General features: G+C 56.5%; 24 protein-coding genes, 1 pseudogene and 1 riboswitch. Of the genes and pseudogenes, 12 read left to right on the top strand and 13 right to left on the bottom strand.

The window, feature by feature from the left end:
- Positions 1-44 precede the first annotated feature (44 nt).
- Complete coding sequence (locus tag ACF8E5_RS01675) at positions 45-938, bottom strand: LysR family transcriptional regulator (RefSeq protein WP_039577894.1); 894 nt, start codon at positions 936-938, stop codon at positions 45-47.
- 135 nt (positions 939-1,073) lie between these two features.
- On the opposite strand from ACF8E5_RS01675, the gene ACF8E5_RS01670 reads away from it, so the two are divergent.
- Positions 1,074-2,219: a TDT family transporter gene (locus ACF8E5_RS01670; RefSeq protein WP_392474827.1), complete on the top strand. Its 1,146-nt coding sequence runs from the start codon at positions 1,074-1,076 to the stop codon at positions 2,217-2,219.
- 3 nt (positions 2,220-2,222) lie between these two features.
- On the opposite strand, the gene ACF8E5_RS01665 is transcribed toward ACF8E5_RS01670, so the two are convergent.
- A complete protein-coding gene (locus ACF8E5_RS01665; protein WP_174369654.1) occupies positions 2,223-2,798 on the bottom strand; it encodes a uracil-DNA glycosylase in 576 nt (191 codons plus the stop codon).
- A gap of 85 nt (positions 2,799-2,883) precedes the next feature.
- Positions 2,884-2,945: riboswitch (Fluoride riboswitch) on the top strand.
- 141 nt (positions 2,946-3,086) lie between these two features.
- Here ACF8E5_RS01665 and crcB point away from each other — a divergent pair.
- From crcB to ppa, 3 genes are read left to right on the top strand one after another with little or no spacing between them, the layout of a single operon-like run.
- Positions 3,087-3,470 carry a fluoride efflux transporter CrcB gene (gene crcB, locus ACF8E5_RS01660; RefSeq protein ID WP_028697117.1) on the top strand — a complete coding sequence of 128 codons (384 nt, stop codon included), beginning with the start codon at positions 3,087-3,089 and terminating at the stop codon, positions 3,468-3,470.
- A gap of 10 nt (positions 3,471-3,480) precedes the next feature.
- Complete coding sequence (locus tag ACF8E5_RS01655; RefSeq protein ID WP_039577902.1) at positions 3,481-3,834, top strand: DUF190 domain-containing protein; 354 nt, start codon at positions 3,481-3,483, stop codon at positions 3,832-3,834.
- A 2-nt stretch (positions 3,835-3,836) separates the two neighbouring features.
- Entirely contained in the window at positions 3,837-4,382 is a 546-nt protein-coding gene (gene ppa, locus ACF8E5_RS01650; RefSeq protein WP_028697115.1) for an inorganic diphosphatase, read from the top strand.
- Here the strand turns inward: ppa and tnpC are convergent.
- The 5 genes from tnpC to ACF8E5_RS01625 form a co-directional block, all read right to left on the bottom strand.
- Complete coding sequence (tnpC, locus tag ACF8E5_RS01645; RefSeq protein WP_392474812.1) at positions 4,341-5,963, bottom strand: IS66 family transposase; 1,623 nt, start codon at positions 5,961-5,963, stop codon at positions 4,341-4,343. The two genes, ppa and tnpC, sit on opposite strands and share 42 nt — an antisense overlap.
- 61 nt (positions 5,964-6,024) lie before the next feature.
- Complete coding sequence (gene tnpB, locus ACF8E5_RS01640; protein ID WP_039577914.1) at positions 6,025-6,360, bottom strand: IS66 family insertion sequence element accessory protein TnpB; 336 nt, start codon at positions 6,358-6,360, stop codon at positions 6,025-6,027.
- On the bottom strand, positions 6,357-6,689 hold the full coding sequence (tnpA, locus tag ACF8E5_RS01635; RefSeq protein WP_155290564.1) for an IS66-like element accessory protein TnpA: 333 nt from the start codon (positions 6,687-6,689) through the stop codon (positions 6,357-6,359). The genes tnpB and tnpA overlap by 4 nt, the downstream gene beginning before the upstream one ends.
- A 170-nt stretch (positions 6,690-6,859) precedes the next feature.
- Positions 6,860-7,462, bottom strand: a complete 603-nt coding sequence (locus tag ACF8E5_RS01630) for a DUF6088 family protein (RefSeq protein WP_219824843.1) — start codon at positions 7,460-7,462, stop codon at positions 6,860-6,862.
- Between the two features lie 419 nt (positions 7,463-7,881).
- Entirely contained in the window at positions 7,882-8,334 is a 453-nt protein-coding gene (locus ACF8E5_RS01625; RefSeq protein ID WP_174369655.1) for a hypothetical protein, read from the bottom strand.
- A gap of 85 nt (positions 8,335-8,419) precedes the next feature.
- Between ACF8E5_RS01625 and ACF8E5_RS01620 the strand changes: the two genes are divergently transcribed.
- On the top strand, positions 8,420-8,719 hold the full coding sequence (locus ACF8E5_RS01620; RefSeq protein WP_174369656.1) for a helix-turn-helix domain-containing protein: 300 nt from the start codon (positions 8,420-8,422) through the stop codon (positions 8,717-8,719).
- A 525-nt stretch (positions 8,720-9,244) separates the two neighbouring features.
- Here ACF8E5_RS01620 and ACF8E5_RS01615 read toward each other — a convergent pair.
- A complete protein-coding gene (locus ACF8E5_RS01615; RefSeq protein ID WP_254612364.1) occupies positions 9,245-10,594 on the bottom strand; it encodes a site-specific integrase in 1,350 nt (449 codons plus the stop codon).
- A 1,786-nt stretch (positions 10,595-12,380) separates the two neighbouring features.
- On the opposite strand from ACF8E5_RS01615, the gene ACF8E5_RS01610 reads away from it, so the two are divergent.
- The 3 genes from ACF8E5_RS01610 to ACF8E5_RS01600 all read left to right on the top strand — a co-directional run bounded on the left by ACF8E5_RS01610 (position 12,381) and on the right by ACF8E5_RS01600 (position 15,815).
- A complete protein-coding gene (locus ACF8E5_RS01610) occupies positions 12,381-12,992 on the top strand; it encodes a trans-aconitate 2-methyltransferase (RefSeq protein ID WP_058639291.1) in 612 nt (203 codons plus the stop codon).
- Positions 12,993-13,303: 311 nt separating this feature from the next.
- The gene (locus ACF8E5_RS01605; protein ID WP_392474811.1) at positions 13,304-14,554 is read left to right on the top strand and encodes an MFS transporter; all 1,251 of its coding nucleotides are present in this window, start codon (positions 13,304-13,306) and stop codon (positions 14,552-14,554) included.
- Between the two features lie 7 nt (positions 14,555-14,561).
- The gene (locus ACF8E5_RS01600) at positions 14,562-15,815 is read left to right on the top strand and encodes an arsenic transporter (RefSeq protein WP_197844478.1); all 1,254 of its coding nucleotides are present in this window, start codon (positions 14,562-14,564) and stop codon (positions 15,813-15,815) included.
- 41 nt (positions 15,816-15,856) lie between these two features.
- On the opposite strand, the gene ACF8E5_RS01595 is transcribed toward ACF8E5_RS01600, so the two are convergent.
- Both ACF8E5_RS01595 and ACF8E5_RS01590 read right to left on the bottom strand, forming a co-directional pair.
- A complete protein-coding gene (locus tag ACF8E5_RS01595) occupies positions 15,857-16,093 on the bottom strand; it encodes a hypothetical protein (protein WP_230384416.1) in 237 nt (78 codons plus the stop codon).
- Positions 16,093-16,437, bottom strand: a complete 345-nt coding sequence (locus tag ACF8E5_RS01590) for a transcriptional regulator (protein WP_078478616.1) — start codon at positions 16,435-16,437, stop codon at positions 16,093-16,095. The genes ACF8E5_RS01595 and ACF8E5_RS01590 overlap by 1 nt, the downstream gene beginning before the upstream one ends.
- Before the next feature lie 248 nt (positions 16,438-16,685).
- Between ACF8E5_RS01590 and ACF8E5_RS01585 the strand changes: the two genes are divergently transcribed.
- Positions 16,686-16,982 carry a hypothetical protein gene (locus ACF8E5_RS01585; RefSeq protein WP_058604601.1) on the top strand — a complete coding sequence of 99 codons (297 nt, stop codon included), beginning with the start codon at positions 16,686-16,688 and terminating at the stop codon, positions 16,980-16,982.
- Positions 16,983-17,000: 18 nt separating this feature from the next.
- Here ACF8E5_RS01585 and ACF8E5_RS01580 read toward each other — a convergent pair whose 3' ends face one another.
- On the bottom strand, positions 17,001-18,623 hold the full coding sequence (locus ACF8E5_RS01580; protein WP_392474810.1) for a hybrid sensor histidine kinase/response regulator: 1,623 nt from the start codon (positions 18,621-18,623) through the stop codon (positions 17,001-17,003).
- A gap of 115 nt (positions 18,624-18,738) precedes the next feature.
- Between ACF8E5_RS01580 and ACF8E5_RS01575 the strand changes: the two genes are divergently transcribed.
- Both ACF8E5_RS01575 and ACF8E5_RS01570 read left to right on the top strand, forming a co-directional pair.
- Positions 18,739-19,353 carry a LuxR C-terminal-related transcriptional regulator gene (locus ACF8E5_RS01575; protein ID WP_392474809.1) on the top strand — a complete coding sequence of 205 codons (615 nt, stop codon included), beginning with the start codon at positions 18,739-18,741 and terminating at the stop codon, positions 19,351-19,353.
- 155 nt (positions 19,354-19,508) lie between these two features.
- Positions 19,509-19,679, top strand: coding sequence for a hypothetical protein (locus tag ACF8E5_RS01570; protein ID WP_392474828.1), 171 nt, complete (start codon positions 19,509-19,511; stop codon positions 19,677-19,679).
- A gap of 25 nt (positions 19,680-19,704) precedes the next feature.
- Here ACF8E5_RS01570 and ACF8E5_RS01565 read toward each other — a convergent pair whose 3' ends face one another.
- Entirely contained in the window at positions 19,705-19,974 is a 270-nt protein-coding gene (locus ACF8E5_RS01565; protein ID WP_027915584.1) for a DUF6555 family protein, read from the bottom strand.
- 131 nt (positions 19,975-20,105) lie between these two features.
- Positions 20,106-20,279 (bottom strand): annotated as a pseudogene (locus ACF8E5_RS01560) (general stress protein); the annotation flags it as partial.
- A gap of 319 nt (positions 20,280-20,598) precedes the next feature.
- Between ACF8E5_RS01560 and ACF8E5_RS01555 the strand changes: the two are divergent.
- On the top strand, positions 20,599-24,738 hold the full coding sequence (locus tag ACF8E5_RS01555) for a CheR family methyltransferase (protein ID WP_392474807.1): 4,140 nt from the start codon (positions 20,599-20,601) through the stop codon (positions 24,736-24,738).
- The last annotated feature ends 12 nt before the right edge of the window (positions 24,739-24,750 follow it).

Below are 24,750 nucleotides of genomic sequence, written 5' to 3'. Positions count from 1 at the left end.
GAACACGTCTTCCATTTTGATGAGGGCATCGCGTGGTCTGACCGTCATCTCGCATTGGCCGACGCGAAATCCTTGATTACACTGAAAAAGGTTTCAAGAGAGCGGGAGATAAACTTGTCTCTGTGATAAATCGCGTGCAACTGCCGTTTGTGCTCAGGAATCATGTGGTTCAACGTGATCAGGCTCCCCTCGGCGATGAGATCTCCAACCACCCAATAGGAAAGGCAACTGATTCCGACGCCAGCCGAGACCATCCGCTTGATAGCTTCTGAACTGCCAATCTGCCGGGCATTGCGCCAGGCACCCAGGTGTGGAAAAAGCCAGCGCTGAACCTCTTCAGCCGTACCCGATCCCTCTTCGCGTACCAGCCAGCGCGCTTCTTGCAGGTCACTAAGCGAAAGCCGCCCCTTGTGTGCCAGAGGGTCATCCGCCGCTGCGACAATGATCAACTCGTCCTCACACCAGGGCTGCACGGCCAGAGTGGGCTGATGGCTCGGCCCCTCGACCAGGCCAACGTCAATTGACAATTGTGCCGCCTGCCGGGCGATCTCTGCGCTGTTGCCCAGGATGACATCGATCTGTGTCCCGCCGGCACGCTCGGCCATGTGTTGCATCAGCAGCGGCATGATGTAGTTGCCAATCGTCGTGCTGCAACCTACCCGCAGCCGCGCGACCACGTCAGTCCGAAAACCACCCTCGATCTCCAGTGCAGCCTCCAGCAGGCGGATAGCCTTGGGCAATAGTGCCTGGCCGTTTTCGTTGAGCACCAGGCGTTTGCCGACGCGGTCGAAGAGTCGAATATCCAATGCGCCTTCGAGTTCTTGGAGTGCTGCGCTGGTGGCTGACTGCGAAAGAGCGAGGGTTGCGCTGGCTTGGGTGGTTGAACCCAGCTGGGCGATAGCGCGGAAGATGTGGAGTTGCCGAAGTGTGAGCTTCACTTTCTTACCTTGAAAATAGGTATGCCATATTCAAAATATCCGTTTTTCCAGATAGATGCATGCCGCTATTCTGAACCTGTTGCCGCATCGCAATCATTCGGAGGTTTTATGCGCGAGATCAGCCTAATCAAGGTCATGCAGGGCGGCCAGCCGCTCTCGGCGCTTTCCAATCCCAAGGAAGCGATTCGACAGTTCACGCCTAACTGGTTTGCCGCAACGATGGGCACCGGCATTCTGGCCTTGGCCCTGGGGCAGTTGCCGGGTCACAGTGTGCTGCTTACAGGTATTGGGGAGGCCCTTTGGCTGTTCAATATCCTGCTGTTTACCGTCTTTACCCTGATGTACGCCGCCCGCTGGGTGTTCTTCTTCGATGAGGCCAAACAGATCTTTGGGCATTCCACGGTTTCGATGTTTTTCGGCACGATACCGATGGGCCTGGCAACTATCATCAACGGCTTGGTTCAGTACGGCCTGCCGAACTGGGGAGACGGTGTGATCCCCTTGGCCCATGCGCTCTGGTGGCTGGACGTCGCCATGGCACTGGCGTGTGGGGTGCTGATCCCGTTCATGATGTTTACCCGGCAGGAGCACAGCATCGATCAGATGACTGCTGTATGGCTGCTTCCTGTGGTAGCGGCGGAAGTGGCAGCGGCGAGCGGCGGTACCATCGCACCGCATCTGGCTGATATCAGTGCTCAGTTCACGATGCTGATCACCAGCTACGTCTTGTGGGCCTACTCGGTTCCAGTTGCTTTAAGCATACTGGTTATTCTGGTACTGCGTCTGGCACTTCATAAATTGCCCCATGAGAGCATGGCGGCGTCGTCTTGGTTATCGCTGGGGCCAATTGGCACGGGCGCTCTGGGCATGTTGGTCATTGGTAACGATGCACCGGCAATCTTCGCTGCCCACGGCATGTCAGGCGTCGGCGTGGTGGCCGGGGGTATCGGGGTAGTATCGGGTGTCCTGTTCTGGGGCTTGGGCTTGTGGTGGATGCTGTTGGCGCTGTTGATCACCGCGCGTTATGCCAAGGGCGGCATACCCTTCAATCTTGGCTGGTGGGGCTTCACATTCCCGCTGGGGGTATATGCGGTGACCACGCTGAAGCTCGGCGCGACGCTGAACTTGGCCTTTTTTGATGTGCTGGGCATTATCCTGGTGATGATGTTGGCCATCATGTGGCTGGTGGTTGCGACCAAAACCGCTGCCGGTGCATACCGTGGCAATCTATTTGTATCGCCTTGTATCGCGTCGCTGAACGCCAAACGCGCCAGTCGCTAACGATCAGACACTCGCCACGTTCACCGCCCGGGCTAGCGTGGCGACAATGTCTTTAGCGACATCAGGATGCTGACACACCGAAAGCGGGCTTGGGTGCGGCATGGCGAACAGCCTGACCTCGGGGCGATGATGCTCGATTTCGGGTGCAGCTCTTTGAGCCACGCGTCCAGCCAAGACCACGACGCGCAGGCACGGGAGCAGATCCATTACCTCTTTCAGCAGTGTGACGCCCTCTGCGATTTTCGAGCGGGTGATCGCTTCGGCAGGACTGTCCAGCTCCGGCAGCCACGGATAAATATTCCACAAAATGGTCTGCTCGCGCGCGAGGCACGCCTGTTCAAGGAAGCGCTTCAGGTTGCGCTGGGAGGGCCCTGTGTTGTCGCGGGAAACGAAGCGTGGCCACGAGCAATCCCTGGCCGGAGATTCCAGCAATATCAGAACAGACGCATCGACCCCACCATCCAGCGGATCAAAGTACGGCAGTCGTCTAGCTCCCAGGCTCCGGGCGTCTACCCACTTGTTCAGAATACCAGCAGGCTGGGAGTACAGACGATGTCTGCGGGTATCTTGAATATTCATCTAGTCTCTAGCCATCGAGGGGAAACCGTGCTCGCGTCAACGATTGCAAAGCACTATTTACGTGACAATCGCGCGAGTGATATGTTGCTTCCAAGGAGATGGCATTCCTCCTCACAACCGCCCCGTGCTGATGATGCCTACGTGAACCCTGGACAGGGTGCGTAGGTGTGCCCCCTGTCCGCAAATCTAGGACAGGAAATTGACTCAAAATTTCGTATTAACTCTCTATCGCAATCTGCGGTTATCAGCACCTCCTCGGCCCTACCAGCTTCGAGGAGATTTGCAGTCATGCTGAAATCACTCTTTGTCATCGCCATCGGCGCATCACTTGGTGCCTGGTTGCGCTGGCTCTTGGGTATGAAGCTCAACGCTCTGTTCCCGACTATTCCCCCAGGCACTGTAGTGGCGAACATGGTCGGGGGATACATCATTGGCCTAGCCATCGCGCTCTTGGCCGCATCTCCCTCCTTAAGTCCAGAATGGCGCTTGCTGATAATCACGGGCTTTTGTGGGGGACTTACCACCTTTTCCACCTTTTCAGCCGAAACAGTTGCCCTCATCCAAGAAGGAAGATTGCTGTGGGCGCTCGGCTCAATTTCATTGCACGTCGTAGGTTCGTTAGCGATGACCGCTGCCGGACTACTTTCCTACCAAATGATTGGTACTCGCTGAGGAAATTGAAATGAAAGGCTATATGGTCGTTTTCTTCACCCAACAAAACCGTCGTTATCAAGGAAAGATGCTCGGCGAATGGATCGTCGACATAGCTAAGGAAATGGGGCTGCGCGGTGCCACGCTATGCACCGGAATCGAAGGTTTTGGACACACTGGAAAACTTCACTCATCGCACTTTTTTGAGCTGGCTGATCAACCTACCGAGATTCGCTTGGCAATGACGGAGGAGGAGTCAGAGCTATTATTCAAGCGACTGGACTGTGAGGAAATTTCGGTGTTTTTCACAAAAACGCCAATCGAGATGGGCACACTTGGAAAAGCGCCTTCCAGCTCAGCCCCGTCTACAACTTCGGAGCTATGAACATGAGCTATACGGACATTTCAGCTGGTAAAGCGATTCCCGATGACTTCTTCACCGTTATTGAGATCCCTGCAAACCACTCGCCGATCAAGTACGAGGTGGACAAGCCAAGCGGACAGATCTTCGTTGACCGCTTCCTCAGCACGCCGATGTTCTACCCGGCCAACTACGGGTTCATTCCAAATACACTGAGCGATGACGGCGATCCTCTCGACGTCCTAGTGATTTGTCCTTACCCGGTATCACCTGGCGTTGTCATTCGTAGTCGCCCGGTTGGTGTGATGTACATGACGGACGAAGCTGGAGCGGATGCCAAGGTGATCGCAGTGCCTCATGAAAAACTCAGCTCTATGTACAGCGACGTTAAGGAGTGCTCAGACCTGCCTGCATTACTCCTCGCGCAGATCCAGCACTTCTTCGAAAACTATAAGGCGTTGGAACCGGGTAAGTGGGTAAAGATGGGGCGATGGGGTAGCGCAGATGAGGCTAGGGAAGAAATCCGCAAGTCAGTAGCTGCCTACGTTCCAAAGAGGCTGATGTCTCACTAGAGAATCTGGACTGTTAGAGTGAACCCACTTATGCGGAAGTAGCTCAGTAATCTCACTCGCCCGCTGTGTTGGCAGGCGGGTGAGCACGTCCTTTAGGTACGCATACGGATCATGTCCATTGAGCCGTGCCGTCTGGATCAAGCTCATAATTGCAGCCGCACGTTTACCGCTGCGCAATGAGCCCGCAAAGAGCCAGTTCTTACGCCCAAGAGCCCATGGTCGGATCTGGTTCTCTGCCCAGTTGTTGTCTATGGGTACAGCTCCGTCATCGAGGTAGCGCGACAGCGCTGTCCAGCGTTTCAGGCTGTAATCGAGTGCTTTGCTGATGGCTGAGCCCTCGGGCACAAGATCGCGCTGGGCAATCATCCAGGCATGCAGTTTTTCCATCACAGGGATGGCTTTTTCTTGCCGTATTCGGCGTCGCGCATCCGGCTCAAGATCGCGGACTTCGCTCTCGATTTCGTACAACAACTGGATATAACGCAGGGCCTGCTCAGCCAGCGTGCTTTTGTTCGTGGCGTGCAGTTCAAAGAACTTACGCCGCGCATGGGCCATGCAGCCGATTTCGGTCACGCCAAGTTCGAAACTGGCTTTGTAGCCGCCAAAATCATCACAGACCAGTTTGCCTTTCCAGTCTTGCAGAAAATTGCGAGCATGCTCTCCGGCACGGCTGAGACTGAAGTCGTACACCATCGCTGCCACGTCCGAGAACTGGCTGGTGGCATAGGCCCATACATAGGAACGGTGAGTCTTCTTCGTTCCCGGCATGAGCATCTGCACGGGTGTTTCATCGGCATGAATGACCTGCTGCCCGAGTACCACGTCACGCAGCGCGTCGACCAGTGGCTGCAACTGTACGCCCGTCACGCCCACCCATTGAGCCAGGGTTGAGCGTGGAATCGCCAGGCCAGCTCGACCGAAGATCGACTCCTGACGGTAAAGCGGCAGATGGTCGGCAAACTTGGCGATCATGACGTGGGCGAGCAGGCCCGAAGTCGGGATGCCCTTATCAATGACTTGCGCCGGAACGGGTGCTTGGATCAGCGTTTCGCAGTCGTCACAAACCCATTTGCCACGCACATGACGTTCAACGGTAAACACACCGGGCGTGTAGTCCAGTTTCTCGCTGAAGTCCTCGCCGATGCGCTTGAGGGCGCAGCCGCATGGGCAGTGGGTATTTTCTGGCTCGTGATGGATCAGTGTGCGTGGAAACTCTGCCGGCAAAGCCCTGCGCTTGGGCGTTTGCTTTTTCTCGGTCGGAGTTATCACGGCCTGCAAGCTCTGAAGCTCAGCTTCAATCGCAGCGATGTCGGTGTCTATCAGATCATCGAGCAGGCTAGCATGCTCGGGATTCATCTGTTCGCTGCGCTTGGCAAACCTCAGACGTTTGAGCTGGGCGATCTCAAAGGTCAGCTTCTCGATCAGCGTTTTGTCTTGGCCGATCTTCTTGCCCATGAAATCAACGGTCTTACCCATCGTCTCGATTTGTTGGTCGAGTGTCGCGACACGCTGCATCAACTGCCCCGCCAAGGCGCGCAATTGTTCAGGGGGCAAATGATCGAGATCGGGTAGTAAATTCATGGCGCCGATATTGCCGGAGCAGGCCAATCGCGGCGATAGAGCGATAGGCTAATGGCAGCCGTTAAAGGAGTGTGATCGAACCTCCAGCACCTGCGCGCTGCCATGGCAGACCCAACACCAATGCCTGAAGTTGCTGGGTATCCAACTCCATTTCAGCGCCATGGCGAACGCCAGGCCAGTGGAATTTGCCTTGGTTAAGTCGCCGCGCCGCCAGCCATATGCCGAAGCCATCATGCACCAGAACTTTCATGCGATTAGCGCGGCGGTTGGCGAACAGATAAGCACAGTGCGGCTGCGCCGCACCGAACACCGCAATCACCTTGGCCAACGCCGTTTCAGTGCCCGCGCGCATGTCCATAGGCTCGGTGGCGAGCCAGATGGCGTCGATGCGAATCATCGGAGTAGGTCTCGAAGAAAAGTCGAGCAGGTAGCCGCATGTTCAGTGGGCCAGTTCACTTTGATGGTGGCGCGCGGATGCTGGATTTCAACGCAGATGCTAAATGCTGCCGGGTGCAAGTTCGCGCTGGTCAGCGAAACAGGTAATGGAACAAATGCAGGTTGCAGGGCTGTGCTTTTCTGCGCTTGGAGCCGAATCCATTTGTGGACGAGGTTTGCGTTGAGGCTGTGGCTGAGCGCGATGCTGGCAATCGAGGCGCCGGGGTGGGCGCACTCTTGAATGATTTGGGCTTTGAAAGACTTGGAATAGGTGCGACGTGTTGGCTGCATGAAATACCCGCTTAAAAGGCTAGAACTGGTGTCCACTTAAATTAGGTGGACACCATGGCCTTCGGCGGTAGTGTCGGGAAGGTGTGTTTGCCGGACGGATACGGTTACCAGAGAAATCGTTGCTGTGGATTTCGCGGTTACCAGCTTGGTGGAGGGTGGAACGTACGATTTTAGCCTTCATTCTCGTAAGCGGAGCCGGCCCATACAGATCGCATCCACTTAGGCATTTTGCAGGCCATGAGCTTTTTGTGTTCCTCAGGGCTAAGCGAGTGTGCGATCTTCCTTACCGTTTGCTCAGTCAGCCCTGTTTTCCCAAGATAAAATGAAGCAGTCAGTACTATTCCTACTTTCGTGCCAGCTAGCTGGAGTCGTTGCCGTGACACATGATGTAACCGAACTACCGCGTTACCGACCTTAATTTCACGCGTCGATCCGCTGGTGTAATACGTCGGCAGAACCTGCATTTGAGTGCTCAGTCCAAGCCAGCGCACGGCCTCTGAGCCATGGATCTGGATAGTCTCGCCTCTAGCCCTTGCAACCGCTTTCATAACTGCAATCGGATTGGCTCGAACCTGTTTACCAGAGTATTCACTCTTCTTGGGGCGCATGTATACGCCGTGAACAACGCGCTCTAGGAAGCCACTTAGGACCATACGAGACAGCGCTTTGTTTACCGCAGAACGGGAGCCGGCTTGCGCGAAAACTGCACCAACAAAGGGCTTACCCTTGGGCATGTGCTTGATACGGTTCGAAATAGACTCTGCGACAGATATGACTGACGCCTCCATGTCATCTAGTAATTTTAAGCCTTGCTTCTTCAGATCTCCGAATGGCCAGCCTCTCTTCTATTTTGCAACACGTTTCCTGCAAGTTTCCCAAGGGGTTCAGCATCTCTCCCAGCAGCTTCCGCACGCGAGAGAAATCTTCCTCTTCGCTGGCTGAAAATGTCAGATTCCAAGATCGCTCTGGCATCTTGGGTGAACTGCGAAATTTGCTTCCACTTTGCCGACTTCGCTTTACGTCGCCCCTTCATCTGCTCCTCGCGTCAGTAACCTGGCCTGAAGAATTGATAGATCTGGAACTGATCACAGCTCCTCCCCACGCGGAAAACCCAATGCCCTGGGATATTTACCAAGTGGTCTCGAATGCCCGTGAATGCTGCTGTCAGTGGAGGAGAGGCCTCACAAGCATTTCACTTTTGACTGAGGAGATCATTAGTGGAGTCGAACAGGACATGACTTGTTGAAAAGCCTTGGGGGTCGTGGCTTCCGTTCAAAAAGTAGCTATGGCCGCCCTTGACCTCGTATTGCAGTTCAAAGTCATTGGTGCCCCCTGAGCTGAGCACACTCAATTTCTCAAGTTTCTCCATCATCCATCGAGCTTGCCCGTTGGTATGTGGTGGCGTTACCAGCATCACCTCATCAAGCCATGTGTGGCTGGATTGACAATCAACGAGATCTCGAAGCTCTTGGGCATGATGGACCATCATCATGGACGTTGAGACCTGACTCCCTGACTTGCGGCTCACCTGCAGATAGAACCATGGGTGAATCAGCTCCTGCTCAACGCATCGCCATAGCTGGCTGTGACCATGACCCTCAAGCCCTTCGATTACCATTTCAGTGTGGCGATAGGTAGTGAACATCGGCAAGCCCTCAAAATGAACACTATAGATTGTAGCCCTATAGGATTCGATAGCGCTTCATCGTTCCTTTTGTGGGAACGTAAAATTGGAACTCAGTATCGCGTTCGGCCTTGCGCTCAAAAAGGTTCGAAATAGTAGAAATCTCACGCAAGAAGATTTCTCTACCGTGAGCAGCCGCACGTATCTCAGCTCACTGGAACGAGGCCTGAAAAGCCCTACGCTGGAGAAAATCAATCAGCTAGCGGGTACGCTCGACGTTCACCCGCTCACCATCCTCGTAGCCACATACGTCGCGCGGGACGCCAACCTGGACATTGAGGGTCTTTTTCAGACAATCAAAGATGAATTGGCTGGGATGAGCTCTTTCCAGGACCTCTCTCAATGATGCGCTAGCGCCTCTCGCTGAACCTGTGATGAGTGAGCGCATGCTATCGCTGGGCATGGAGGTCTTTGAGGGTACGGCGTGAGCAAAAGGGGCAGGGCAGAGGTACATCGTTGGTTACCACCAGAGTGAGAGGCATAAGATCTGCCGGGTGCCTGGTGTGCCGGGATACACTGTTGACGCATCCTTGCCTGTTCCACGTTCTTCGGCAAGCGGCAGACTGCCGAAAACCTTGGCTGCCTGCTCAAGAACCTTGGCGAATTGAAAGGCTATTGCGCTCTGCGCGTCGGCGCAAGTGATCAGCATAATTGAATGCCAGGCTTGGGATACGAGCAACGAAGACCGTACACAGCATGAACGGATGCTGGCCCAGCGTGACCTGTTATCCAACGATGCTACTCCTTGAGGTAAGCCAATACTTGGAAAAAGCAATCCTCACACAGGTGCAGTTCATAGCGCTCCCCATCCAGGACGGAGCGTAGGTTAGCCAAAGTGAAGAGGTAGACGACCACGGTAATCGCCATCTATTCAGAGATCACGATCTACAATGCTCAAATCTTTGTTAGACCGGTGACGTTGTTCGTCAATGCTGTGGTAGTAATTGTTCACCGTAGTGGACAAGCTTTCGTGACGCAAATCAGCCTGCAGGTCTTTATCATTACGAACTTTTGCATCGAAGGTTGCTGAGGTATGACGTAGCCAATGGGTCGAGGCAGAACGTAGGGCATCTATCTCGTCCTCAGTTCGATCTTCCTCCTTCATTCGGCTTAGGGCCTCATCAAAGACACTCTGCACCAAAACACGAATATGTCCTTCAGACAATCCTTCTCGTCCATGATGAGCGCGGAGGAGGGGTGTTGCATCATCCGAGGTGGGGGTAGCAGTTAAGCCTAGATAATGACGGTACCGACGCATCCAGACATCGATATATTCATTTTTAACGCTAATCTTGGCAATTTTGTTACCCTTGCCGATTACGTGAAACCACCAGGCGCCGGATGAGTCCTTCCGGAAATCACTCATCAAAGGTAGCCAGTTATCACGACCGGCTAAGTCAGAGATACGGAGGTACATCGAAAAGATCGTTGAGATGATGAATAAGGTGCGCTCATGCTTATCCGGATCAGAGCTCGCCATGCCCTCAGCCGTATCAAGAACGTAGCTCCATTGGAGTGGGGTCAAAGATTTAGCTTTTTGAGTCCCGGAAACACGCTGCTTATACTTGGATTTCTGCTTAATGGCTCGAATGGGGTTAACGCTTTCAGTCAGGCCTTCATCAGTACAGAATTGGAAGAAGCTACCGCATACCGCAAAGATTTGGGCGATCGAGTCTTGAGCCAGCTTGCGTGACTGCGGCTCAAGCTCGCGCAGTGTCTCTTTTGCAATTTTCGCGGATCTTTTACTGGTGGTAAAGAAAAAAGGACGCCATTGAGGATTGGCAATATACGTGTCTGTGTCTTTAGCCTTGCGGCCTCCGATGCGCTTGAATCGGGCCTTGACGATTGGACCGATCCACTCAGCCGGAGGCTTGATGCAAAACTCCATGAAACGTTCGCCATCCTGGCGTTTCATCTCCAGCAGCGGTTTTTTTGCCACGATGAGACACCACAGAAGCATTCGTTCCACATGGGTGCGGTAGGAATTGAAAGTCGCTTGGTTACCACCGTACGATCGGAGAAAACTGCGGACAGCTAGATATCCCTCAAATGGCTGAAGGGCTTCAGGGAATGACTTGAGAAACTCGAGGACCGGAGGCTGCTCAGCACTCAAATTGCTATGGTTTAACTCTTGAAACCGGTCGTGGGTTTCAAAAAGCGGAAATGGAGAAACTGCAGTAGCCATTGGAAATCCCGGGATGGATGCTAGTGAATCGTACATCTGAACCTCCGGTGCTGCAATATTCGGTTCTGACAATTATCGAATACTGCAGTACTCAGAATGAGTTACCTAAACTACTCCGTTGAGGCGCCGGAGCGCAACGGACGGAAATCCGATCGGGACCATGCTTGATCTTCCGCTAGCGCGGCATCGCGCGCACCAGCACCCTTCAGAATTGCAAAAGGGGCAGTCCTTAGCTGAAGGCATCGCTCTTTCGTGACACCACTGGCTTCCATCTTGTCAGCAATAAGTGCGAAGAAAACGTTAACAAGCTCTCGAACTTGTCGAGCGCTGAGACCAGGCCTCCCGTATGAGGTCTCTAACAGAGGGACGTCCTCTTTATCTGAAGGGAATGGAGGCAGTCCGCGGCTTAATCGATAACGCTTCAGGTACGGTAGGAGACCTAGCGGAACTCGAATCGGAATTATCTCGTGCACGCAACTATCTAACTTGAACCACCATACATCGCGACGCTTAAAAAAAGAGGTCATTAACGGGGCTTGCCGATTACTACCCCCTAAGTCCGAAATACGGACGCGTAAGTGGTATGCGCACATAACGATAAATAGTGCTCGCTCATGCCTCTGATCTTCATCAGCTAACTCAACTGCAAGCTGACTTGCAAACTGCCACAAATCAAAAGCTAATGTTGGTCTGGGTGCACGAAAGGGTTTCTCGCGCTTTGAGTGCACTGAATTTAGGACTGCAACCGGGTTGACGAAAGCGTTCCCGGTAGCCAGCAGGTAATTATAAAGAGAGCTGCATATTCGGAGTAGCTGTACTATAGAGCTGTTTGACATCGAGAGTGATCGCGCATTGTTGAAGGGTCGCCAATTTTCGTTGAATGAAATTCCGTCCTCCCCATTCACGAAGCGTTTTCGGGGGCACGCTGTTTGCCAGTTGTCAGGCGGCATCTTATTGAAAGCAATGAAGTCATTGATCTCCAGGGCCGACAGATCAAGAATTGACTTATTTGCTACTAGCCAGCTCCAGAGCAAAAGACGCTCAGCAGACTGCCTGTAAGATAAGAACGTGCTTTGCTCATCCGTATATTTAGCTAAGAAGCTGCGAACCAAAGTAAAGTCAGTAAAATATCTATCAGGGGCGAGCAGACTTTGAAGGAAATCCGAAACAGGCGCGTAGTGCTCCAGAAAATCCTGCAGAGGAATCTCTACGGACATACGATCATTAAATATTGGGCGAGGATGCATTCGGGCGTTCCGCATAACTGGGACTGATCTTTACGTTAAGTTGACATCTTCGGCGCGTCAAGAAAGCGTTTGCTCAAGCGGATGTAATCGGTAAATTCCATTCATTACCAGTAATGAGCGGAAAAAAATTTGGATGATTTTTTTGCTGCCTCTGTCATTTGAACCCCCGTGATACAGCGCCTCCAGCGCGACAGCGCCGGAAAGCTATCAATTAATAAGTGGACAAGATAGGGCGCGAACATGGTTCGTTTCGCCATTAATGGGTGGAAAATCTGTAGATGCAGGCGGGCCGAAGAGTGATTTCCACTCAATAATTACGTTTTCAAGTGGTACAGGTTATGAGGGCGAACGAAAAAACCATCGAAATCAGCTGGTTGCCTGAGAGCGCGCCATTCCATTCATTAAGTGACGGTCACATGGTGACACGCTCAGTCCAACAAGCTTACCTATTATTTAACATAATACACATTATGCGCATCTAGGTATTTCCAGTTCGATACCACCCTGGGGTACATTCGAACCCACGAACCGCATACAGCGTCCTTCTGTAGACCGCTCACGGAAACTCTCTTCCCATGTCCCACCATCTATCAGCTGACCACATCATCGACCTCTACGATCGCCATGCATTCACCTGGCACCAAAAACGTGCCAATCACTTCACCGATCGCAAATGGATTGAGCGTTTCGGGGCCTTGTTGAGGCCGTCAGCAACTGTTTTAGATCTGGGCTGCGGCTCTGGCCAACCTGTGGCGCGATATCTGGTCGGAATCGGCGCTCGCATTGTGGGTGTAGATTCCTCCAACCAGATGCTGACCCTTTGCAGTGCACAGTTTCCTGAACAGCAATGGATTCACGCAGACATGCGCGCGCTTGCATTGGGACGCCAATTTGACGCGATCATTGCTTGGAACAGCTTCTTCCATCTCAAACCCTCTGATCAGCGCGGGATGTTCCCGGTTTTCCGTCGTCACGCGGCTCCAGGGGCGTTGCTCATGTTCACGAGTGGGCCTTCTTACGGTGAGGCCTTGGGTACATTCGAAGGCGAAACGCTGTATCACGCGAGTCTAAATGCCAAGGAATACGCCGATCAGTTGCGCATCAACGGGTTCGAGGTCGTCGATCACGTTGTTGAAGATCCAGAATCTGGAGGACTAACCGTATGGTTAGGGCGCCTCCTGCCCTAAACTAATATAACTACAGGTGATAACTACACTAAATATTCATTTAGTTTAGTTATAATTTATTACTCCGTATCGTTGTATATCCAGCCCTACCTTGCCAAGTTCTCATCTGATGATGCCCTGATGACCAGGCCTGTTATTTCATCCCTCACTGATTCTTGGCCTTCACCCCAGACAACTCAAATCCGCCTCTGGAACCTATTATCGCAGAGCACAGTCTTTGCCAATGACACCCCAGCATCAGTACTCGCCTGCCGTCCATCCCCCGGCCCACGCCAGCGAGATGGCTGCGTGGCCCTCTCGAGAGCACGTCCTTGGAAAACCCTAGGCAATCCGCCCCGTATCGCTCGCTTGACTGGTTGAACTTCTTCCTCGCCGATGTACGTGACGGACTTGGACCGTACCTCGCCATCTACCTACTTGCCGTTCATCAATGGCAGCCCGCAAGCATAGGGCTGGTCATGACGATTGCCGGTGTTACTGCCCTGCTCGCCCAGACGCCCGCCGGCGCCCTGATTGACCGTACGCCTGCCAAGCGTGCCGTGGTGGTCATAGCGGCAGTACTGGTAACCGGGAGCTGTGTGCTGTTGCCTTTTATCACGTCATTTACCTGGGTCGCTATAACCCAGACTGTAAGCGCACTGGCCGGCTCCGTGTTCGCGCCGGCGATCGCTGCCATCTCACTGGGGCTGACCGGACCGAAGGCGTTTACGCGACGCGTAGGGCGCAATGAAACCTTCAACCATGCTGGCAATGCATTCTCTGCACTACTAGCCGGTGGGCTCGCCTACCTTTATGGCCCAGTAGTGGTGTTCTATTTGATGGCTGCCTTGACCGTGGCCAGCGTCATCGCAGTAGCATGCGTGCCGGGCGCCGCCATCGACCACCACGTGGCTCGCGGCCTGGCCCATGGCCCGAACGATCAAGACAATCCGGCTGGCTTTGCGCTGCTTTTGCATAACCGCACCTTGCTGCTCTTCGCGATCTGCTGCGCTTTGTTTCACTTGGCCAATGCGGCCATGCTGCCATTGGTAAGCCAGAAGCTCTCCCAGGTCGACCTGCGCCTGGCCACGCCGCTGACCTCGGCCTGCATCGTGGCAGCCCAGCTGGTCATGGTACCCATGGCGCTGTTGGTCGGGGCGCGTGCCGAACAATGGGGGCGCAAGCCGTTCATGCTCGTGGGGTTCCTGATACTCCCACTGCGCGGCGCCCTCTACACCTTGTCGGACAATCCCTTCTGGCTTGTAGGCGTGCAATTACTCGACGGCATTGGCGCCGGCATTTTCGGGGCGTTGTTCCCGATCATCGTCAAGGACCTCACCGAGGGCACCGGGCGGTTCAACGTCAGCCTTGGGGCGCTTACCGCCGTGTTCGGTCTTGGTGCGGCGCTAAGCCCTGGTCTGGCTGGGTTCGTCGTCCAAGCGGCGGGCTATAATGCCGCGTTCATGACGCTGGCCGGTATAGCAGCCTGCGCCTTCGTGCTTGTGTTGGTAGCCCTGCCCGAAACCCACCCGCGCCAGGGCGATGCGCCCTCCTCCTCAATACCGTCAGCCGCCGGAAACTGAACCCTTCATGCACCTGAGCCAAACCTCATTGATCATCTGGATCGTCTCGGCCTTGGCCACCGCCGGCGTCATACTCCGACCCTTCAAGGTGCCGGAATTTATCTGGGCGCTGGGTGGCGCCATCGTACTTGTTCTGTTTGGGCTGATCCCGCCGATGAACGCTTTGGCCGCCGTGGCCAAGGGCGGCGACGTCTACCTGTTTCTGATCGGCATGATGGTTCTGGCCGAAGTGGCCCGTCAGGAAGGCCTTTTCGCTTGGGTAGCCCGTTACGCCGTAGGACATGCCCGGGGGTCTGGCCAGCGCCTGTTCAATCTGGTTTTCCTGGTCGGCACTCTGGTGACCGTCTTTCTCTCGAACGATGCCACTGCCGTGGTTCTTACCCCGGCAGTGTATGCAGCCTGCAAGGCCGCCAAGGCTGAGCCCCTGCCCTATCTGTTCATCTGTGCGTTCATCGCCAATGCCGCAAGCTTTGTCCTGCCCATTTCCAATCCTGCCAACCTAGTGGTTTTCGGCAGCCAGATGCCGCCCTTGTGGGACTGGCTCAGGCAGTTCACTTTGCCTTCGTTGGCAGCAATCATGGCGACCTATCTCATGTTGCGCATTACCCAACGCCGCCAGGTCTGCCAACCGCTTGCCCTGACTGTGCAAACACAGCCTCTTTCAGCCGGTGCCCGTCTGTGTGCATGGGGTATTGCGCTGACTGCTTGCGTGTTATTGGGTGCTTCGGCACTGGACATACCCTTGGGCCTGCCTACCTTCAGCGCTGGTGTCGCGACCACCGCGCTGATTCATTTGCGCCAACGGCGCAGCCCGATGCCCGTTATGCGACACGTGGCCTGGAGTGTACTGCCATTGGTTGCGGGCTTGTTCGTATTGGTCGAAGCTGTGGCCCAGACAGGCGTGATCGAACACTTGGCGCACATGCTCATGACGCTGGAACAGCGGTCTCAGGCCGCTGCGAGCTGGACCGCTGGGGTCGGTGTGGCCGTGGCAAGCAACTTGATGAACAACCTACCGACTGGGCTGATTGCCGGCTCAATGGTTGATATCGCCCACCTGCCTCGGCAAACTACCGCCGCTTTGCTGATCGGCGTCGACCTGGGTCCGAACCTGTCCATCACCGGGTCCCTTGCAACCCTGCTCTGGCTGGTGGCGATTCGACGTGAAGGCGAGTCTGTCAGCGCCTGGCAATTCCTGCGCCTGGGTCTGCTGATCATGCCGCCAGCCTTGGCCGCCGCGCTGTTGGCCCTTATGGTCTGATTGCCGCAAAGACCCCGCTGCGAAATCAACTGAGCATCCGATCACTGCTCGCCGCTGCGCATGCGCTGTCCAGGTCCGCACCCGCGAGGAAGGTGGCATAGTGATCGCGAAGCGCAGGCACGCAGCGGGTAGTGGATCGGGTCTGGTACCCATCCGTCCTGCGCCACGTATTCGGGTGCGTAGACGAATTCGCCCAGTCTGCCCTTCAGGCTCAGGCGGCCGAGGGTGACTACTTGGCCGCTCTCGGGATGCTCCATGTAGATGTAGGCACGTTGCATCAGAACGCCTCAGGCTTGGGTTTGGGAAGGCGCACGCGTCGGGCTGAAAGTTGCTCAGGGTCATCCTCCAGCTGAACGAAACGGGCCATCTGGGCGCTGTGCTCAACGTCCTCGAGCGTTCGGAAGACCGTATCGTTGATGCCAAGCCGCCATAGCACCAGCATGAAGGAGCGCAGGTCTACGTGAGGCGAGCCCTGTTCGACCTTGCGCAACAGGTGCGGCGATATGCCAATAGCGGCCTTGATGTCCGCCTGCCGAATACCTAGCGCCAAACGCTGTGCCTTCACCAGCATGCCTACACGCGCGAGCATGTCGGCACAAGCCACGGGAAAGAAGTCTTGCATAATGCTCACCATCGTCAATTTTACGAGACTTAAGACTTACGTCGGTTGCCTCTAAAATGAGAAACCAGACTCATAGAAGCGACTATAATCAACACTAACTAGTATAAGATCAATAGTTGTTGACTCTATATCTCGTATAAATTGATCAAGGCTCTAGTAGCCAGGTGCCATTTAGCACATCCGTCCTAATCGCTCCTCCCTTCAACGCACGCTATATTCCAGGGCTTTCATCGCCAAGGAAACCTCCCATGAGTCCTTTCAAGCTAATCGGCATTGCCGGTGCGCTGTTCGCCGTGGCCGGCTGCCAAACCGTCAAGCCTTCCGATGACACGCTGAAGAAGCGTACCGAGTTCGTACTCAATACCAAGGTCTCCAAAGTGGAAGATGTGCGCAGCGACAGCACCATCACGTACTACACCGCCACAACTGGCAAAGGGCGATTCGAATGCCAGATGCCCAGTGGTGCGCTGGTCGCTGCGGCCGGCATGGGCATCTATCAACCCACCCCCAGCTGCGTGAAAGAAGGCCAGACCGGACGCTTTTGACCGGCGCTATGGCCGCTTTCAATAACGGGGCGAGGTGGCGTTATCACAGAGCGTGCGCAACATGGCCCGCAATTCGGCAGGGCGCACGGGCTTGGACAGCACTGCGATACCGCGACCCTGTACTGCGACCTGTATTCGGTCCGGATCATGCCCCGTCATGATCAAGCCTGGTACAGCCCAGCCCCGCTCGCTGCGCAGCCGCTCGATGCAATCGACTCCGGTGGCGTCCTGGCCAAGGTCATAATCGGCAACGATGACGTCGCAGCCCTCATTCGAAGCGGCAGCTGAACTATGGCCATCTACCTCGCATCCCCAGCGCTGCAACAGGGCCGATGTTGCCCTGAGCACGTTTTGGTCGTCCTCAATCAGGCAAACCCGCAGGCCGTTGAGCAAACCTGCAGCAGCCAGTTCTTGCTCAGGCGCTGCCCGTGTAGGTTGAGGCGTTATTTGCGGCAACCCCTTCAGGATCACGGTGGTGCCGTGACCGGGTCGAGATCGCAGGTGCACCTGCACGTTCATCAGCCGCGCAAGCCGACGAACGATCGACAGGCCCAACCCGACGCCTTCGACGTCCTTGTCGCGCACTTGCCTGACCCGGTAGAACTCTTCGAACACCAGCGTCTGGTGTGCAGGTTCGATGCCTCGTCCCTGGTCACAGATCATGATGGCAAGCCCATCCCGGCAGCGCCGTACACCTATCAACAGTGGCCGTCCCGATGCGTATTTAAGGCTATTGGACAGCACGTTCTGGACCATGGTCGTCAATATGCCGCGGTCTGCACGCGTCCAGTAGGGACAAGGCCGCACGCGTATCTCCACCCCCGCCCAGCGAGCGGCCTCGGCATGCTCACGTGCAAGGGCTTCGAGAAAATCGCCCAGAGCAAAGGTTTCGTAGCGCGGCTGCACGCGCCCGTTATCCAGGGTGTACAGGTCCAGAATCGACCGAAACAGCTGGGACACGTTCAGCAACGATCGGTCAATGCTGTCCACCAGCCTGCGTTCCTCCTCGCCCAACCGCGCCTCGCGCAAACACGCCGTGAACAGACTGATGGAGTGAATGGGTTGGCGCAGGTCGTGGCTCGCCTGGGCCAGAAAGCGGGACTTCTCGCGATTAGCTGCAGCCGCCTGCTCCGAAGCTCGGCGCGTACGTTCGAGCAGCAAGTGCGCATAGACGGGTATCACGGTACTGGTGGTCAGCAACATCAGCACCAGAAAAGGGTTGGCCTGCCAGTAAGGCGTCAGCCGGTACACCACTACCAGCGCGACCAGCGCCAGCCCGGTCGCAATGGCCAGGTACCGGGAGCCGAAACGCATGCCGTTGCCCAGGTTGACCCACACCATCACGGCATACAGCGGCAGCGCCGCTTCACCGCCAACCCCCAAGCCGAAACAGGTGCCTGTGTAGTCGTGCACCATGCCCAGCACCCTGCGCCACGGATAATGCCCGGGCCAGCGTGCGATGGCCTGGCGCAGAAGCACCGATACCAAGAGAAAGACAAAGATGTAGACAACCACCGGCACGTAGAGCGCGGCAGAGCGGTCCAGCAGAAATACCAGCATCGCCACATAGGCGAACGCGCAACTGCCAACAATCAGACGCAAGTTCGCTTGATCGAGCTCGTTATTTTTATCCATGACCATGGCCGAAATCCTTATCATCAGGCGCCTTTGCTCCCATCACGGGGCAGCACGCACTTGCCAGGGCTGCTACGTTAACATGGCCTGATCGACCTGCGGCCAAAGGGAGTTGCCAAGTGTGACCAGTCGAATAATCGTGGCGGACGACCATCCGCTGTTCAGGGAAGCCATGGTACGTACCGTCTGCCGTGTGCTGCCAAGCGCCTGCGTGGCCGAGGCCGGTAGCCTGGATGAGGTATTGCAGATTGCCAGCGTTGGCGAGGCTCTCGATACCCTGATCCTAGACCTGCGTTTTCCGGGCCTGGATTCCGTCAGCCGCCTTGCCCAGCTGAAACGCCAACTGTCGCGTACGACCTTGATCGTCGTTTCGATGGTGGACGATCCGGTCATCATCGACCAGGTCATGGCCTGCGGCGTGGATGGTTTCATCGGCAAAAGCCTGAGCGCCGAGCAAATGGGCGCCGCTATCCTTGCCGTTCGAGCAGGGGAAGTGATGGTGCGTTACCTGCCTTCCGGCCTGCTGCCGATCGCCAATGCCGACGCGGGTACCGAGCACCTGACTCAACGCCAACAAGATGTGTTGCGTTTGATCGCACAGGGCAAGACCAACAAGGAGATAGCCAAAGCCCTGGACATCTCGCCCTTCACGGTGCGCATCCACGTCTCGTCACTGCTCAAGGCACTCAACGTCAGCTCGCGGACCGCGGCTGCCGTCAAGTACTCGGCCGGATAGCACCGTTGGTCAGACCCGCGCCTGCGCAGAGGGACTTCTACCCCTGCAGTGGCGCTCTGAAAAACTGAGGGGTCTGGCAATGGCTGTTCCTCTCACTCCTGTGTTGGCCCGCCTTCGGGGCGGGCCTTTTTTCCAAACCAACGGAGGCGCATGCAGTGATCCAGAAACTTATGATGGGTGGCGGCAATGTCCAGGACGACTGGCCCGAGCTTGAACAAGAGCAGCGCAATGACAAAGTCGACGACCCCGACACTGACCCGGGCCTGACCGATGACGATCAAAATCGTCCAGGCGTACCTGCCAGCGACCCTGAGGCGGGTGTGTAATCAGGTAATGGAAGAGGTTGCGCAATCAGGCGGTGGTGGCAGGGTCTTCCAGAGACTGTCCGGGCTTACTGCCTGATAGGCGCCAAGTCACATCCGTGACGCCGTAGCGCTCAGCCATAGGCCGGCTGACCTTGCGGATCTTCTCGCGCCCGAATTTTGGGATGATGCCGATGCCGGCATCACAGCTCGCCCAGTGCCAGGCCTCGGCATTATCCAGACGTTCCAGACGAATGATGAAGGTGCGTGGCTCGCCATGGAGCCGGTAATCGATGATGTACAACTGGGGACTAGGCATCGCTGCACCCTCCTCTTTTGCGTGGATGACCCTGCGATGGAGTGCAGCGCGGCGCGAAAGATTCAATCGGATATGCGTCGTTGCCCCCCGACGGGTGCCCAGCACGGCCTCGGCGGGCACCTACGACAAGGTCAGCCGCGTGCTTCGCTCGTTACATGGCGCCCGCCGCCGTGGCTGTTCTGACCGCCCTTGCGTCCAGCCTGCGAGGCGCGCTCACGGTCATTGGCGAAGTTCCCACCTGAAACTTGGCCCCCTTTCTGCCCAGCACGGGAAGCCTTTTCGCGGTCGTTGGCGAAGTTGCCTGGATTGGTTTCCTTGGTGCCGCCACGTTGACCGGTCGATTTCTGATCACGAGCCATTTCGTTTCTCCTTGCGGTTCTGGAAATGTGCAAGACATCAAGCCGTGCCCTTCATCGGAACCCGCGCGATAACAGGCTACTCAGTCCCATGGCATGGGTTGCAGACCGGTGGCGCGAAAAGATTATCTGGCCGAACACTTGCGGGCCAGTCATTAGCGTCGCATCAAGGCACTCGCGAATATTCGAGCGCGTTGCCTATAATGGCGCTCCTCATGCCCCGCGACGTGTCGATGGGCTGTCTGTCAGGTCTGTACAGGGCATCGCCATGAAGTCGACCGTTAACCAGCCCGCCGCGCCGCATCCCTCTAACCTGAACCCTAGCCATCTCAATTTCCCTGTGGTGGGTATTGGTGCCTCAGCGGGGGGCATCGAAGCCATCTGTACCCTGTTCAGGCAGATGCCCGCCGACTCAGGCATGGCGTTCGTCATCGTGCTGCACCTGTCTCCAGACCATCAGAGTGTCGCTGATCGGATCATTCAGGAGACAACCAGCATGCCGGTGAGCCAGGTAACGGAACCGGTGCCGATCGAACGCAACCATGTGTACGTCATCTCTCCTGCCAATCGGCTATCGACCAATGATGGTTACCTGCGGGTAGCGCCGGCCAACAGGCGGCGCGGTGACCATGTGGCCATCGACCTGTTCTTCCGCGACCTGGCCGACGTGCATAAGGATCATGCCTTTTGCGTGGTCCTTTCCGGTACGGGCGCGGACGGCGCCGTAGGCCTGGCACGTGTCAAGGAACAAGGCGGCCTCACCCTGGTACAGAGCCCGGATGATGCTCAGTTTGACAGCATGCCTCGGGCGGCCATCGAGACGGGTCTGGTCGACGTGGTGCTCCCGGCGGCAGAGCTTGCCCAAAAGCTGATGGAGCTGTGGCACAACGCGCGACAGGTCAATCTGCCACGTATCGAAGACGATAGCCTACCGCCGGCGCTGGGTACCCGAGCCGGCGACCCTCAGGCGTGCAAACCTGTGCTGGAAGACATCTTGCTGCAATTGCGCAGCGCCACTGGTCATGATTTCCACCATTACAAGCGCGCCACTGTGCTGCGGCGTATCGAGCGACGTCTGCATGTCACGGGACAGGCCGATCTTCGAGCCTACCTGCACTACCTTGAGACCCATGAGGAAGAGTCGGCAGCGTTGCTGGCGGACATGCTGATCGGGGTTACTAATTTTTTCCGCGACCGCGAGGCGTTCGAGGCGCTTGAGCGTATCGTCATGCCCCAGCTGGCAAATGAGCCGGACCAAGGCGATAACTCAGCCGAAATTCGCATCTGGTCCGCGGGCTGTTCGACGGGAGAGGAGTCTTACAGCCTAGCCATGCTGACGTGCGAGCAGTTGGCCTTGGACCAGCGCGCCAACAAGGTGCAGGTGTTTGCCACAGACCTCGACGAGCGTGCCATTGGCCATGCCCGCACCGGCCTTTATCCAGAGTCCATCATCACCGATGTGCCACCCTCGCGTCTGCGCCAGTTTTTCGCCAAAGAAGACCAGCACTATCGCGTGCGTAAGGAAATACGAGAGAAAGTGCTGTTCGCACGGCATAACCTGCTGTCCGATCCGCCTTTCTCGCAATTGGGCTTGATCGTCTGTCGCAATCTGCTGATCTACCTGGACCGTGAAACCCAGCGGGATATCCTGCGCATGTTCCATTTCGCCCTGCGCCCGGGTGGCTACCTGTTTCTGGGCTCTTCCGAATCGGCTGAACTGGCTGGCGATCTGTTCGCGGTGGTGGACAAGCGTAATCGCATCTACCGGGCACGCGAGGTCGCCCATGCCGACACGCGTCCGGGGCGTCAGTTGCAAGGGACTGATCTGGGCGCTCTGAAGCAACCGGCCACCGCCAAAAGCAGAGCCCAGCGCAAGCCCTCTTACGCTGAGGTGCACCATCGTGCACTGGCCCGCCGAACCCCGCCGAGTCTGATCATCGACGGTGAGGGTACCCTCCTTCATCTGAGCGAAGGTGTCGGGCGCTACATGCAATTGGGCAGCGGTGAATTGAGCCGCAACGTGCTCAACCTGGTATTGCCCAGCTTGCGACTGGCGCTTCGCAGCACCTTGTTCCAGGCGCGCCAGGGCACCCATGCGGTCACCTCTCGCCCTGTGGACATGGGCGAGGAGGGTCAGCGCTGCCAGATCGAAATTACCGTGCAACCGCATAAGGATGAGCAAACGGCCGGCGAATACCTGCTGGTGGTGTTCGAAGAGCGTGCGCCCGATCTGTCATTGCCGTTAGTCGATGCTATTCGCCAGACCGACAGCATGGTGCTGAACAACCTGGAGCGAGAGTTGCAGCGCATGCGCGTGCAATTGCAGGAGACCATTGAGCAGTCGGAGCTATCCAGCGAAGAACTCACGGCCTCCAACGAAGAGATGCAGACAATCAACGAAGAGCTTCGCTCGGCCAGCGAAGAACTGGAAACCAGCAAGGAAGAGCTGCAGTCGATCAACGAAGAACTGTTGACCGTCAATTACGAGCTCAAGAGCAAGGTTGAGGAGACCGACAAGGTCAATGACTACCTGCGCAACTTGATCGCCAGCACCGACATCGCCGCCGTGTTCGTCGACCGCAACCTGCACATTCGCTGGTTCACCCCACGTGCGACCGACCTGTTCAACATGCTGCCGGTGGATACAGGGCGTTCCCTGCTGGACATCACTCATCGCCTGGACTACCCCGCCTTGGCCGATGATGCGCGCGCCGTGGTCAATGGCGAGCACATCATCGAGCGGGAAATCGGGGGCCAGGCCTACCACTGGTACCTGGCCCGGTTGCTGCCCTACCGTTCAAGCGAACAGAAGATCGACGGGGCCGTGCTCACCTTCATTGACATCAGCAAGAGTCGCGCGGCCGAGGAGCGGGTGCGACTTGGCGAAGAGCGCATGCGAGTGGTCGCTGAAAGTACCCACGACTTCGCCATCATCCTGTTGGATGAGCAGGGCCTGATCACTGACTGGAATACAGGTGCTGCATTGATCTTCGGTCATGAAAAGGCCGATGTCGTGGGCCGGCATTACCAGCTCATCTTCACCCAGGACGACCGCCAGCACGGCATCCCCGAGCAGGAATTACAGACAGCGCGCGCCAACGGCCGTAGCCAGGATGAGCGCTGGCACCTGCGCAAGGACGGGAGCCGCTTCTATGCCAGTGGTGAAATCTCGCGCTTGAAGGGCAACTCATTGCGTGGCTTCGTCAAGATTGCTCGGGACCTGACCGGGCACAAGCGCCTGCACGATGAGCAGAGCAAGCAACTGGCCGAGTCGCAAAGCAGCAGCCACATGAAGGATGAGTTCTTCGCCATCATGTCCCACGAACTCAAACACCCCCTCAACCTGATCCAGCTCAACGCCGAGATCCTGCGTCGTCTGCCCTCGATCGCCCACGTCGCCGCTGCGAGCAAGGCGGTGGGCATCATTCGCGAAGCCGTGACCAGCCAGGCGCGCATCATCGATGACCTGCTGGACGTGGCCCGTATCCGTACCGGCAAGCTCAAGCTCAAGACCGAAGCGGTGGACGTGGTTGCCATCATCGAGGGTATCCACGCGGTGGTCATCAGCGAGCAGCCTGACTCGGCGGTTGTGCTGGAACTGCCTGCAGACGGCTTGCCACTGTTCATCGACGGGGATAGCACACGCCTGGAGCAAGTGATCTGGAACCTGCTCAACAACGCCCTGAAGTTCAGCCCACCCGGCGGCACTATCCGGTTGTCCCTGAGCCATGACGACACGCAGGTTTCGCTCAGCGTGATCGACCAAGGCATTGGCCTTGAGGCAGATAGCCTGGAACACATTTTCGACCTGTTCAGCCAGGCGGCTTCGCCGCTCGGGCATGCGGCGCGAGAGGGCCTGGGCATTGGGCTATCGCTGGTCCGTCAGTTGGTGGAGGCCCACGGCGGAAGCGTATGCGCGTACTCCGCCGGTCTTGGTCAGGGCTGTACGTTCACCGTCACCCTGCCCTTGTCCAAAAGCGGTAAAGGCGAGCGACTGGCCTGCCAGCAAACTGAACGCATGGGCCGGCTCGATGGCTTGCATGTACTGCTGGTGGATGACTCACCCGAGGTGCTCGACGTCATGCAACAGCTCCTGGAAATGGAGTGTGCGCAGGTGAGCGCGTTCGCTGACCCCCGCCAGGCGCTCGAAGCAGCACGGCAAACGGACTATGACGTCATTCTGTCGGACATCGGCATGCCAGTCATGGATGGCCATGCCCTGATAAAGGCTTTGCGAGACATCAAGCACCTGCAGCATACCCCGGCCATTGCCCTTACCGGCTATGGGGCAAGCGCTGATCAGCATCGGTCGAAGCAGTCTGGCTTTGATCGTCATCTGAACAAGCCTGTCGGCTACGACGAGTTGGTAGAGGCCATCGAGAGCCTCCACGGTTCGGTACCCTACTGACCGTTCGTCGGT

Source organism: Pseudomonas sp. WSY_20, from assembly GCF_043104335.1.
In the GTDB taxonomy this organism is placed as follows: Bacteria; Pseudomonadota; Gammaproteobacteria; order Pseudomonadales; family Pseudomonadaceae; genus Aquipseudomonas; species Aquipseudomonas parafulva_B.
This window is presented reverse-complemented; position numbering and strand designations above follow the sequence as displayed.